Genomic DNA, 12,672 nt, shown 5'->3' with positions numbered 1-12,672 from the left:
TGCTGTGACTCAAGTTTAAAATTTGTAGCTAGCACCGACGAAATAGCGTGAACCAAATTCGATGGTGTTTTGGGTTAATCCGTATTTAACATCATAGGATTGCACCACTTCATTGGTTAAGTTAACCCCTTCGAGTGAAACATCTAAGTTCTCCATCGCATGCCAAATAATCGAGGCATCCACTTGTTGATAGCTGTCGTTTAACACGTTTTGAATATTACCCACGCCTAAGTATTCTGAACGCCAGTTATAGGCGATACGGGCGCTGAACAGATCATCTTCGTAGAAGAGTGAGCCGTTGAAGGAGTTTTCTGACACACCTTCAATCATCTGCTCTGTGCCATCGGGGCGCGTGCTCTTACTGTCCACATAGGTGTAGTTGGTTAAGAAGCCAAAACCGCTTTCAAAGTTATGTTGTAGCTGGATTTCAAGCCCAGTAACAGAGCCGCTACCGCCATTGGCTGGGGCTGTGACACGGCATTTATCCCACTCGGATTCTGATGCACCGCAACCTTCAATGTATTGAGTCGACTCAGTGACAAACACTACGTTATCAATATCTTTGTAGAACAAGGCTGCCGACAGCATAGAAGATTCAGTGAAGTACCATTCGATGCCAAGGTCAGCTTGATTCGCCTTATAGGGTTTTAAATTTGGATTACCGCCGGTCGCAGTACCAAAGTTTTTCGCTATGGCTAAACCTGGTTTGAGGTCGCTGTAGTTGTTACGCGCCATCACGGCAGAGGCCGAGGCACGTAGGATTAGATCTTCTTGTAGATCGAAGGCGACGTTGATACTCGGTAACCAATTATCGTAATTAACGGATTCATTGTAGGGTTTGCCATCGGCAAAACCGGTTGAGGTTTGGTCTGTGTTAACGTAACGCAAACCAAAGTTACCACGATAGAATTCGCCGCTGAAATCCGCTTGGGCGTACAGGGCCAACATATCCTCTTCGACAGTGAAGGTGTTACCGAGATCGGCGACTTCCACTAACTCGCCATTGGCGTATTTCTCGCTGATAAACGCCCACCATTTGTCTTCATCTAACTTGGCATAGGAGTCGAGCACATTGCCGCCGCTCTGGGAATGCAGGCCAGACAGTACGCCATCGCTCCAGTTGGCTAGGTTGCCATTGGGCACAAAACCTAAGATTTCTGCGGGGTTACGGTTGAAGGCATTACGCTCGAAATCACTGGTGTTGTACTTAATCCCGACCGCAATTTTATTAATAAAATCATGATCGAGTTGATATTCGAAGTCAGACTGTGCGTAGGTGACTTTATGATCTTGCACTGTGGTTTCGTAGTTGGCTTCTTGCGCATGCTTGAACTGGCTAGCATCGTTGGCATCTAGGCTCGTCAGCACCACTTGATAGGGACCTGTGGCATCGTAACTAAAGCCACCATCGACACTGCCTTGACCATTAGGGAAGGCGGGATCGCCAATTTTGCCGCCTTGGTCCGTCGCAGGGATCCACCAAGAAGATGAGCCGCCTTGGGTGCCGCCATCTGAGGTCGATTGGCCAATGACGCCACTTACCGTAAAACTGTCTCCGACGTATTTTCCGGTTAAGTTGAGTACGTCAGATTTCATATTGACCGCGTGGCGTACCACAGGGTTATAAATAATCGACGCATACGCTGGCAGAATCGTTGCCGATGCTGTGCCGCCTTGGGTGTTGTTCACTACGTTGGTGGAGCCTGAACCGCGCGCGCCAACGGTTAAGAAGTTATGGTTTACGTGGGGGATATCGAGTTCAAAATTAAAGTAATCTAAGGTGAACTCTGTTTTTTCAGTCGGTGCAAATTGCAGTGTGACTTGGGCACTGGTCCGTTCGCGTTCGGCCCTAAATGCCTGTGAGCCAATCCCCCACGCCCCGACAGTTGATTCTTGGTCTTGTGCAGGATCGGCAGCGAAGTATTCATAATAACCGCTGAGCGATTCTAATACATGCCGACCACTGGTGAGTTTTTCTACTGAGTAAGCGCCTAAAATACCAAATTTTTCATCGTCATTTTTCCAGCTTCCGACGAAAGATCCACTTGGATCTGTTTCATCGTACAGGCTGCTTTGGCTCAACTCACCCGCCACTTGATATGTGTGAGCATCGAGATCTAAGGGCTTACGGGTTTTGAGATCGACAGTGCCGCCCAGCGCACCTTCTTCAAGGCTAGCGGTTGGCGTTTTGTGGACTTCAACCGCACTGACTTGCTCGGCTGACAATAATTCCATGTTGAAGGTACGAGTGGCAGGACCAAGATCATACCAAGAGGTGCTCGCAACGGTTTGACCGTTCAGCAAAATACGACTCTGTTCTGGCGCTGTACCACGAATGGTGACCCCACTCACTTCACCGTATTGCCTATCGACCGTCACCCCTGAAATTCGCTGCAGCGCATCACCGATGTTTTTATCGGGAAACTTACCTATGTCTTCCGAGGTGATGGCATCGACCGTGGAATCGGCGAAGCGTTTGGTATTCATCGAGGCTTCAATCGAGCGACGTATGCCGCGTACTTGGATCACCTCAATATTTTCTGCGGTTGCCTCTTGTTGCTCCGCCGCGATTGCGGTTGAGCTCATCCCGAACAAGGCGTTAGCGATACATAATGCGAGCAAAGAGCTCTTAAATAGTTGACCTTCTGACATGTTATTGCATCCCTGTAGTGCTTTTGTGTTGTTTTTTTCTCCAGTTAACTTACCTGTTATCGAATTGTTGATGCGGTACTTTTCACACTAGGATTGGTATTTTTCTATTGTCTTTGAAGCCTTGGGTAAGGGGATGGTTAACTGGGTGCAAAGGCAGGATTTATCGACTTAGCGTAGAAAAGTATGGCTTGTTGCTAGGATGGTATAACTAATGCCGGCGGGATTACTCACTATAGATAAGCTAAACGGATGAGTGAACTCGCTGTCTACAGGTTATGAATTAACCAGTGCGTAAAGAGAACTAACTTATTCATCTTTAAACATTATTTATAGGATGAAATCATGAAACTGAAATCGATAGCCGTTGCAGTTGGGCTTTGTGTTGCGAGCTTGAGTACTGGCTTAAGTGCGGCCTACGCCAGCGATAAAACCATTTACCTTACCTTTGATGATGGTCCAATTGACGCGACCTTAGGGCTGTTAGATACGTTAAAGGATGCCAATATTAAGGCGACGTTCTTTATTAATGCGTTTCATATGTATGGCGAAGGGGATGAAAACGAGGCGTTAGCGGCTGTCGCCCTACAACGCTTGCTAGACGATGGTCATATTCTGGCAAACCACAGTTACGATCATATGCTGCATAACTGCACTGATGGCGTGCAATCTGGGGCGGCATATTGTAATCAAGTTGGACTCTGGCCTGTAAAATCCTATCAAGATGCGGCCACCGATTTCACCTATTTTGTGACGAACACGGCCAAAGTGGTTGAACTTATTCCTAATGCCGCCAGTTATCCCAATAACAAGATGACTAAGTTGGCACGTTTGCCTTACACCAATGGTTGGCGAGTGACCAGTAAACTCAAAGGCGACGGCTTGTGTGCGACATCCGATACTGTGCCGCCTTGGGATCCTGCTTTTGCTTGTACCGCAGAAACCTCGACCAACAGTTCGCAAGTTGCGGTGCAAATTCAAAACATGCTCGCCGAGAGTGACTATAAAATATTTGGCTGGGATCTAGACTGGGGACCAGAGGATTGGGGGGTTGCCTTTCCTGCTGAATCCATGGCTGATGGGGTTGAGCTGGTGGCAAAAGTCAATCAAGTGATCAACACCTGCGCTGGAACGACGATGAATCCGCTTAACAGTCGTACGCAGAACTTAGATTGTAGTGATGGTTTACATAACGGGAAAGTGGTTATCTTGACCCACGACTTCCTGTTTGAGAATGCTCACCGCGGACAAGGTGCAACCATCAACTTGCCTAAAATTAAGCGTTTTGTTGAAGAAGCTCAACGTCAAGGGTATCGTTTTGATACGCTAGATAATTATGCCCCTGCTTGGCAGGAACAGCATAATTATCAACTACCTGAGTTTGTGTCCTATCAAGATAAAATCTATTCTTTAGTGCAAGCGCATTTCTCCCAAAGCAATTGGCAACCAAGCCAAACCCCAGCCTTGTGGAAAAACGAAAAGTAGTGATGTATTGGGCTGAGTATTTACTCGGCCCATCATATTGGTCGAGTAAAAGGCATGTTGCTGAACTTAGCCTGACAAAATTCAAAATAGCGGCATTTTTTACACTTTACCCACTTCGCTTTAACTCAGTATCTGTAATACTGCTCCGACATTGATTTGAAGTTTATCGGTGTTAGAAAAGTAGCGCATAACGAGCGCGATTGGGGAGAGAAGATGAGTACGTTTGTAAAATTAACCATAGCGGCAACCTTAGTGGTATTAGCCTTACTTGCTGCGGGTATTTACCGTTTCAACATGACCAATGATGATATTTATATGGTGATGGAAGATGGACAGGTGATGCAATACGATGAAGCCATGGCGCATGAAAAAACTCAGGCTCAGGCGAATGAGATCGAAACTGTGACACCTTTTGAGGTAAAGCCTGTGGCGAATGCATCGGAAGTGATGCTCAAACTCTTTAGCTTAAATACCGCCAATCCTGTTGAAATAACGCTGCCTGAGGGCGGCAAGTCCGTTGCACTGACACATTTTATTAAGATCAAGCAAACAGAGTTTGCTATGGGCGACTACCAAGATGGTGAGGTAAAAGGTCGAGCATTACTCGATTACTTGCGCATTACACCGTTAAATTTCGATCCAGCTCTAGAGCCGGACACCCAAAGTGACGCACCGATTCAAGATGATCCTAAAATGCAAACTATGCCCTTTGTGGCGCCCTTTATTGTGACGACTCAAGGTTCAGGCGTATTTTGGTATCTTGGATTGTTTAATCTGGATTTTAAACACAATAGCTTGAAACACTTAGGCAGTGTCATGCTTGGCGATCGAATCGAAGTGGATAGTATTGAACCTGTTTATCCTTTTGAAGCCCCATTCAAAATTGCTGTGACTTATCGCGATAGAGCGTCTGACCAACCTATGTCTGAAAGCCCTGAAATAGTCAAAACCATAGAGATGGTAGTGAGTGAGACCAGCATACATAAGTAGCGTGTAAATGCCATTATGGATCTACGCAGGCTTATGCTAAGTTGTTTTTCGGTCTGTGGGTGATGTTTGCTTCAATAGCAAGCGTTAGCAGGTAATAGGTCAGCATAAGATTTCGACAAGGAGAGTGTCATGCAAGTTAGCAAAATCACTGGGAAATTTGATGTTAAGCTCACTCCTGATAGCCCCTATGCTACTGGTATTGGTGGTGTGACGTTAGGACGTATGGGCTTAGATAAAACCTTTTATGGTGAGCTTGAGGGTCGCAGCAAAGGGGAAATGCTCAGTGCTATGACGTCAGTCAAGGGCTCTGCTGGCTATGTGGCCATTGAACAAGTGGTTGGTAATTTGTGCGGTAAGCAGGGCAGTTTTGTATTACAACATTTTGGCATTATGACCGATGGACAAAATCGTCTGATCTTAGAAGTGATACCCCATTCTGGGGCGGGGGAGTTGCTGGGGTTAACTGGCACTATGACCATCAATATTGAGAATGGCCAACATTTTTATGTATTCCAGTTTGGCTTTGAAGCTTAGTTTGGCTTTGAAGCTTGAGTAACGCCTGCGTTTTAGCTCAGTTTTCTGTAACTCTTCTCCTTTATGATCATTCGAGTCATCTTAATTCACTCCTCTTAATTTAAGTGAGTAAGTCTTTTCGATTGAGTCTGAAAATGGACATAAAAAAACCAGCTGAGGCTGGTTTTTTTTGATTCTTTTTTCATAAAGCACTATCGAACCTTGAGTCTAGATCGGCGTGCTGTTACTTAAAATACGTTTAATTTAAAAAATGCCGTTGTCGCGAGAGTTAAGACACTTTTTTAACAACTTTAATTTTATCAACGACCTTTTTCACATCGTCGGTATTTTCGGCAATTTTCAGTGCTAGTTGACGTTCTGCATCGCTGGCAACTTCACCTTTCAATGTGACTATGCCATTGGCAACATCCACATTAATTTGGGTGCCGGATACGTCAGTTGAAAACAGTAAACGCGTTTTGATGACTGTGGCAACTTTAGAGTCAGTTAAGGTGGCAATAACTTCACTGGTGCCTTCTTTTTCATTCATCACAGTGAGTTGGTTATCTACATCTTTCACCCCATCTAAGCTCTTGATGAGCTCTGTGGCGAGGGCTTTATCCACACTGCTTTCCACTTTACCTGTTAACGTCACTTTACCATCTTTGACATCTGTAATGATGTCGAAGGAATTGAGATTCGTGTTGAGCAGTAAAGTGGTTTCTGCTTTACCATCGATCCATGCATCCTTGGTTCCGCCTTTCCAATCTTGGGCGGCGGCCACATTTAAACTGATTGAACCGACAAGTAAAGCCACTAGTACTGATGCTGTTGTAGTTTTCATAATCATATCCTCCGTTGTTTTCTCGAAGCTAGATAATGCGCCAATCGTGCCAATGTTTTTAAGTTTATGATTTTTAATGTTTTAATTGTTTTATCTGGCGTTTTTATACCTTAGCACTTTCCTTTTGGTCGGTCTTTTTTACCGACAAAATGTAATTTTTTCTGGCATGCTGAGCCATCATTCGAACATAAAAAACCGCACTCATCAGTGCGGTATTATGTCTGTAGTAAAAGTGGGGGAGTCGGTTAAATATGGCTCACTTAGCGACAGAGAATTAATGGTGATTGAGCGATCCCGTACCGTCGTAACTCATTTGCAGCCAAGCGGCACCCTCTGCAAGTTGGTTTGCAAGTTGTGGCTGATGCGCTTGCCTTACTGCTTGTTTTATTTGGATTAGCACTTGCTGCTCTATGTCGACAAGGGCGGTCATAGCCTGCGAAATTTGGCACTGTTGCAGCAATTCTGTTGCTTGAGCATAAGTGACGTGCACGGTGTGACTTAGGCCATTAATTGGCTCGTCAGCCAAACGTCTCAGCTGTTCAAACCGAGTTAACATTCGTTGGTGGATGTTAGCTTTGGCGGAAAAAACACGTTTAAGATTATAGTCTTCGACATACCTCCTCGCTTGGTTGTAAAATGTGAGTCCTTCTTGATTCAGCTCGATGATTTCATCGATCAACATGATATCGGCGCGGATATCAGTCTGATGTTGCACAACATTAGACTTCATTATGGGCCTCCTAATGCCAGTGTTCGACATAGATTGTTTAACTGCTTGGGTAAACTGATTTTGTTTCGTTCAGCTACCATGCATATTCTGTTCTCGTTTTTAATGATATTTTAACAGGCTGATTTTTAGACTGATATTCTCAGTTCATCGAGATATCATCTTAGAACATCGGCAACTATTACCGTTGCTGTTGTTAAAATTTCATGGCTGACATACAGTAGTTTTTCATACAGGGAGTAGATACGCATGGCTCGACTGACACTTTTTTATCACTTGCAGGATGTTGGCGCCGAGCAAGCAATCATCGAACTTGCTGGCGCTGCTGACTTTAATAAGCTACGCAGTGTCGATGACTTGCCTTGGATAGAGCAGCTAGAGGCAAATCACGTCGATGTTGCCATTATTGAGTTATCCAGTCTTAGTCGTGAAGATTACCTTGTGCTGCTGGATAATGCGGCCATGTCAAATATTGAGTTTATTTTTCTCTCCGATGGTCAGCCAAACCCTAATCTTGATCAGTTAATGTCTCATTTTGCTGGTTACCACTTTCGCAAACCTTACGATATGCCGCTAATCAGCGAAATTTTTGCTGATTTTGCACAGTATTTAGCGTCATCGCCTAATCGACTGCATCCTTTTGCTAGTGAGCTAGACCAATACGGTTTGCTTGTTGGTTCATCAGCTCCTATGCACAAGCTATATCGCACAATTCGTCGCGTCTCTGCGACAGGCAGTAATGTGCTGATTATTGGGGAAAGTGGGGTCGGGAAAGAACTGGTTGCTAATACCATACATCTTGCCAGCCCTAGGGTGAACGAGCCTTTTATTGCGATTAACTGTGGTGCATTAAGCCCAGAATTGGTCGACAGTGAGCTGTTTGGTCATGTCAAAGGCGCATTTACGGGGGCGAATCGCGATCACAAAGGCGTATTTGAACAGGCTGAAGGCGGGACCTTGTTTCTCGATGAAGTCACCGAAATGCCGATTGATCATCAAGTGAAGTTACTCAGAGTGTTGGAAAATAGCGAGTATCGTCCTGTGGGTGGCGACAAAGTGCAACGTGCAAACGTACGTATTGTGGCAGCGACTAACCGTGATCCCATAGTGGCGATAGAGGCAGGGCTATTTCGAGAAGATTTGTACTTTCGTTTGGCTCAGTTTCCCATTCGCGTTCCGCCCTTACGGGAACGTGGCGAGGATATTATTGGGCTTGCGCAGCATTTTCTTGCCTATCGTAACGTGGCCGAAAAGCAGAATAAGAGCTTAGCTGAAGACTGTATTCAGATGATTGCTAAGTACCCTTGGTCTGGTAATGTGCGCGAATTAAAACATGCAATTGAGCGAGCCTATATTCTGGCCGATCAGGATATTTTACCCAGCCATTTACAGCTACCTCAGACGAATGAAGTGGGTTTATGTGGTGGTGAACAAGTTGTTATCCCCCAAGGCATGCGCTTAGATGATTTAGAGAGAATCGCTATTTATCAAGCACTAGAAACCACTCAAGGTAATAAAACGGATACCGCCGAACAACTGGGGATCAGCGTTAAAACCCTCTACAACAAGCTCAGCAAGTACGAGCAGCAAGTCGAGACCGGTGAAACGACTGCTGAATAAATATTAATTATCAAATTAATATTGAAACAGAGCTAAGTTTTATACTCTTTTTTTTGTAAATAATAACTCCTATTCTACAGCCCTTAAACAGAAAAAGCGGAGATAGAATATGAAACACTTATTAACAACAGCATTATGGCTTTCTTTGACAGCCAGTAGTTTTGTAAACGCCACCCCAGTAGTAGGAAGTCTTGAAACAGTCGCTGAATTGCCAATACGACCTGGCAATGTCAGCGTCACTGCACAAGGTCGGATTTTTGCCACAGTACATCCATTTGATACACCATCAGGTTTGCAATTGATTGAAGTTAATCGTGAGACCAACGCTTATAAAGCTTGGCCTTCAATGGATTTGCAAAAAACATCGACAGCCAATACTGCTCAATTTGATACCTTATTAGGTATTGCTCAGGACAAGGCTGGACACCTCTGGACCGCAGATATGGGGTTAGAATTAGGCCAGACAAGGATTTGGGGATTCAACATTAAGGACGGCAGTCTATATAAACAAATCGTCCTACCACAAGCTCTCGCGCCTAAAGGCAGCTTTATGCAGGATCTGGTTGTCGACTCTCAAAAAGGCTGGATTTATTTAGCCGATATCGCCAACCCTGGCCTCTTAGCGGTGCGTATCGACGATGGCCATACAATACGTTTTTCAGGTCATAGCTCGCTGCAGGCCGAAACGGATGCAGTAATGAACATAGATAACAAAACAACATTGTTTAATGGCAAAGTCGCCAGTGTAGCGGTCAATCCAATCAGTTTATCTGCCGATGGAAGTACACTCTATTATGGTGCAATGAATGGTACTCACTGGTATCAGTTATCGACTGCAGCTTTACAAACAGGCAATAATGATAAAATTATCGCCACGGTAAAATTAGTCGGAGCCAAGCCTGTATCAGATGGCGCTGCAACGTCCAAACAAGGTAATCATTACTTTACCAATTTGAACCACAATGCCATTTCCATGCTAGATAACAAAGGCACACTAACAACAGCGGTCAGTTCTCCACTACTGGATTTTCCTGATAGTGTGCAATTTGGTGAAACAGGCTGGTTATATATTTCAGTGAACCAATTGCATAAAGCAAAAGCCTTTAATGGAAAAGCCGAAACAGCCAAACCGCCTTATCGTATCATGCGACTCTGGACCGGTGAGGATACTGCTGCGGGTCAATAACACCTTAGCTGCAACTGCAAAGTTGCAGCTTATATTTGCAGTATGAGTTATATCGCAACTGTTTATTTACGTTGATGTGAGTCTTTGGTTTAACTCGAAAGCGTCTAGAAATGAGTTAGGTGTTGATTGTGCAAACTATCAATGCCTCTTATTGTGACTGGCACAGGTCAATATTGAATGGTGAGATAATTTTTGGAACAAGGAACAAGGAACAAGTTCAGTGAAACTCAATCAACCTTCTAAAAATGCATTTTATATTCAAACTCTGAGTACTCAGTACCGACCTCTATTATGGCTGTTTGCTGCTGGGTTATTACTGCTTGGTTTACTCTGCGCCAGAGCAACCTATTTACAACCCGATCCGATACTACAGCTCGTTCTCGGCTGGGTAACATTGTTTCTATTGTTACCCGTGTTACCGACTGCGTTTGTTCAGCAACAGTGTTGGTTAGATGCTGAGCAACAGCAATTGTGGCTCGGTAAAGGTTTATTCAATGGGAGGTATATGGGATTGTGGCGGTGGCGTTCCTATGCCTTTTCGGACATCAAAGCAGTGCAACTTTATCAGCTGCAAATCACCCGTTGGCATCAGATCAGCCGCAATCGCCAAGCGGAAGATACTGTCCAACATTATCTGGCTTATTTAGAATTGTACCAGCCCAACGGTGCTCAATTGATATTAGGTGACAGTACTGATAGAAAGGAATTACAACAAGTTCTACAGCAATGTGCGCAGGCGATAGATTGTAAATTTCAGGATTTTAGTAACATCACTCAAAAATCACTTCCCAAAGGTAGTGAATTTAATTTCATGCGGGTATTGGTTCTGCTGGTTATATTTATTTTGTTGAATATTTTATATTTTTTGTTCGTTCTATAAATTCTCAGACATCCAGCCTAAAAAGTTAGGCTGGATGTCCTCCACAACGATCACTCATCTTGCTCAGTGGTTTCCTGATAAGGAACAAACACTTTAAGAGATGCTGGCTGGACTTCAATAGTGAGATCCGCTGGCTCAAATACTTCACCATCAATCACATATTTACACTTAGGCTGGCTGCTGATGGTGACCTTTTTAGCATGTGCATGATGGACTTTACTTGCACTCGCTTGTTGATCTCGCACATTTTTATTGCCTTCTTTCACCCATCCTGCAATCGCTAATTCAGCGAGGCTAAGCAACTGCTCTTTGGGTTCATCGCCAGCATCCAACCAAGTAATGTCGAGCAACCCGTCGGTCATGTTTGGTTCGCCATCGCCCTGCGCCAACACGCTGGTAAACGGTGCGGCATTGGCAACGATTAGGCTATGGGTCGTCAATGTTGTGGGTTTTGCATCATCTAAGCTGAGCTGGATGGTTAAAGTGATATCGGCATTCACTGCGCGCCATAAGCCATCGAGGTAGGCAAACTGGCCGAGGGCATTTTTACGCTCACGGTTCGCGGATTCAATCATTTGTTGCTCAAACCCTATACCTACGAGCAACAACACTAACGCCTCATTACAACGCGCGGTATCAATGGCTTGGCAATGCCCTTGAATAATATTATCCAGCGCCTGAGAGATAGGAATAAGCTTACTGCCTAAACCAAAGAGGGCATGGCTGAGGGCATTAGTTGTGCCAAGAGGAATGATGCCTAAGACGATATCCGTATCAACGATTTGAGAGGCCACTTCAGTCACAGTACCATCGCCACCACAGGCGATAATGATATCAGCGCCTGCATTACGGGCTTGCTCGGCGAAGACATTTGCGGTTTCGTCTGCTGTTGTGAGTTTTAAAGTCAGGTCAAAATAGGCTTTGAGTTCATCTTGGATTTGCTCGCTGTATTCTTGCCATTTCCCGCCACCAGAGACTGGGTTGGCGATAATCCACGCCACTTTGTGGATGTTAATTTTCCCTTGACTGAGCATGCGATCGAGCGCGCGTAATTGCCATTTGTTTAAGCTAGCGGTTTTGCGAATTTGCTTTATCTGCTGCAGTACTTCGGCGAAGTGCTGTTGTTTATCTTTACAAACCAAATAAGCGGCGAGTACCAGCACTGAGCGGCCACGACCCATAGCACAGTGGATGAGTACCTGTTTATTGGCGCGCACTTGGCGGTGCAGCCAGTTAACGGCTTGATTGAGTTGGGCGCTGGTCGGTACGCTATGGTCGAGGATGGGAATATTTAAATACTCGATATGATCTTCAAATTGCGACCAATCTAAGCCATCAAATTCAGCGGTGACATCCAGAATGGCAGTGATCTTATTGGCTTTAATCGTTTCCAGATCTGCGGAAAAGAGTCTACAGCCGAGATACAGATGTTCATCAATCCTTTGCATGGGCGGTACTGAATCGTATTTTCTGGCCCAGTGGTTATAGAGTCGACTGCCTAATAAAAAGGGAATAAAACCCCAACGAATATACCAAGGAATAGTGCCATCTTGGCGTTTTCTAAAAATACTGGCGAGATTAAACCAATAGGCTGAACCGACTAAAAACAGTGACAGACTTGTCCATGCACAAATGAAAGTGAGCAGGGGAGAAGTGTCTGTTACTGCAAAATAGGCTAACAATACTGCACCTGCAGTGTACAAATATTTGATGTGGATCTTCGTTAGCATGCAAGTCCTCCAATGCCATTGTTCTTGGTTAAAATCGTTGCACTTGAA

At 44.7% G+C, this 12,672-nt stretch carries 10 protein-coding genes; 6 read left to right on the top strand and 4 right to left on the bottom strand.

The annotated features are described in order from the left end of the window. Positions 1-15: 15 nt before the first annotated feature. On the bottom strand, positions 16-2,652 hold the full coding sequence (locus HGO26_RS03030; RefSeq protein ID WP_168823240.1) for a TonB-dependent receptor: 2,637 nt from the start codon (positions 2,650-2,652) through the stop codon (positions 16-18). Between the two features lie 342 nt (positions 2,653-2,994). On the opposite strand from HGO26_RS03030, the gene HGO26_RS03025 reads away from it, so the two are divergent. The 3 genes from HGO26_RS03025 (at position 2,995) to HGO26_RS03015 (ending at position 5,658) form a co-directional block, all read left to right on the top strand. Beyond that, a complete protein-coding gene (locus HGO26_RS03025) occupies positions 2,995-4,134 on the top strand; it encodes a polysaccharide deacetylase family protein (protein WP_168823238.1) in 1,140 nt (379 codons plus the stop codon). 213 nt (positions 4,135-4,347) lie between these two features. Continuing rightward, positions 4,348-5,124 (top strand): hypothetical protein, encoded by a 777-nt coding sequence (locus HGO26_RS03020; RefSeq protein ID WP_105249748.1) that lies wholly within the window; start codon positions 4,348-4,350, stop codon positions 5,122-5,124. A 129-nt stretch (positions 5,125-5,253) separates the two neighbouring features. Continuing rightward, complete coding sequence (locus tag HGO26_RS03015) at positions 5,254-5,658, top strand: DUF3224 domain-containing protein (protein WP_168823236.1); 405 nt, start codon at positions 5,254-5,256, stop codon at positions 5,656-5,658. Positions 5,659-5,926: 268 nt separating this feature from the next. On the opposite strand, the gene HGO26_RS03010 is transcribed toward HGO26_RS03015, so the two are convergent. After that, positions 5,927-6,481: a BON domain-containing protein gene (locus tag HGO26_RS03010; RefSeq protein WP_168823234.1), complete on the bottom strand. Its 555-nt coding sequence runs from the start codon at positions 6,479-6,481 to the stop codon at positions 5,927-5,929. A 274-nt stretch (positions 6,482-6,755) separates the two neighbouring features. Then, the gene (locus HGO26_RS03005) at positions 6,756-7,211 is read right to left on the bottom strand and encodes a glutamyl-tRNA reductase (RefSeq protein WP_168823232.1); all 456 of its coding nucleotides are present in this window, start codon (positions 7,209-7,211) and stop codon (positions 6,756-6,758) included. Positions 7,212-7,457: 246 nt separating this feature from the next. Here HGO26_RS03005 and HGO26_RS03000 point away from each other — a divergent pair, with 246 nt between their 5' ends. The 3 genes from HGO26_RS03000 to HGO26_RS02990 all read left to right on the top strand — a co-directional run bounded on the left by HGO26_RS03000 (position 7,458) and on the right by HGO26_RS02990 (position 10,894). Then, positions 7,458-8,828 carry a sigma-54 interaction domain-containing protein gene (locus HGO26_RS03000; protein ID WP_168823230.1) on the top strand — a complete coding sequence of 457 codons (1,371 nt, stop codon included), beginning with the start codon at positions 7,458-7,460 and terminating at the stop codon, positions 8,826-8,828. 109 nt (positions 8,829-8,937) lie between these two features. After that, on the top strand, positions 8,938-10,014 hold the full coding sequence (locus HGO26_RS02995) for an L-dopachrome tautomerase-related protein (RefSeq protein ID WP_168823228.1): 1,077 nt from the start codon (positions 8,938-8,940) through the stop codon (positions 10,012-10,014). 220 nt (positions 10,015-10,234) lie between these two features. Then, positions 10,235-10,894, top strand: a complete 660-nt coding sequence (locus tag HGO26_RS02990) for a hypothetical protein (protein ID WP_168823226.1) — start codon at positions 10,235-10,237, stop codon at positions 10,892-10,894. Positions 10,895-10,944: 50 nt separating this feature from the next. On the opposite strand, the gene HGO26_RS02985 is transcribed toward HGO26_RS02990, so the two are convergent. Next, entirely contained in the window at positions 10,945-12,624 is a 1,680-nt protein-coding gene (locus HGO26_RS02985) for a diacylglycerol kinase family protein (protein ID WP_168823224.1), read from the bottom strand. Between the last annotated feature and the right edge of the window lie 48 nt (positions 12,625-12,672).

The sequence above is a fragment of the Shewanella oncorhynchi genome (assembly GCF_012584455.1).
GTDB classification, from domain to species: Bacteria; Pseudomonadota; Gammaproteobacteria; order Enterobacterales; family Shewanellaceae; genus Shewanella; species Shewanella oncorhynchi.
Note: the sequence above shows the minus strand (reverse complement) of the source record. Positions and strands in the feature narration are given on the sequence as shown.

Excerpts from the sequence above, each read along its gene's own strand:
- HGO26_RS03030 (WP_168823240.1), bottom strand. The coding sequence starts at position 2,652 with ATGTCAGAAGGTCAACTATTTAAGAGCTCTTTGCTCGCATTATGTATC.
- HGO26_RS03025 (WP_168823238.1), top strand. The coding sequence starts at position 2,995 with ATGAAACTGAAATCGATAGCCGTTGCAGTTGGGCTTTGTGTTGCGAGC.
- HGO26_RS03020 (WP_105249748.1), top strand. The coding sequence starts at position 4,348 with ATGAGTACGTTTGTAAAATTAACCATAGCGGCAACCTTAGTGGTATTA.
- HGO26_RS03015 (WP_168823236.1), top strand. The coding sequence starts at position 5,254 with ATGCAAGTTAGCAAAATCACTGGGAAATTTGATGTTAAGCTCACTCCT.
- HGO26_RS03010 (WP_168823234.1), bottom strand. The coding sequence starts at position 6,481 with ATGAAAACTACAACAGCATCAGTACTAGTGGCTTTACTTGTCGGTTCA.
- HGO26_RS03005 (WP_168823232.1), bottom strand. The coding sequence starts at position 7,211 with ATGAAGTCTAATGTTGTGCAACATCAGACTGATATCCGCGCCGATATC.
- HGO26_RS03000 (WP_168823230.1), top strand. The coding sequence starts at position 7,458 with ATGGCTCGACTGACACTTTTTTATCACTTGCAGGATGTTGGCGCCGAG.
- HGO26_RS02995 (WP_168823228.1), top strand. The coding sequence starts at position 8,938 with ATGAAACACTTATTAACAACAGCATTATGGCTTTCTTTGACAGCCAGT.
- HGO26_RS02985 (WP_168823224.1), bottom strand. The coding sequence starts at position 12,624 with ATGCTAACGAAGATCCACATCAAATATTTGTACACTGCAGGTGCAGTA.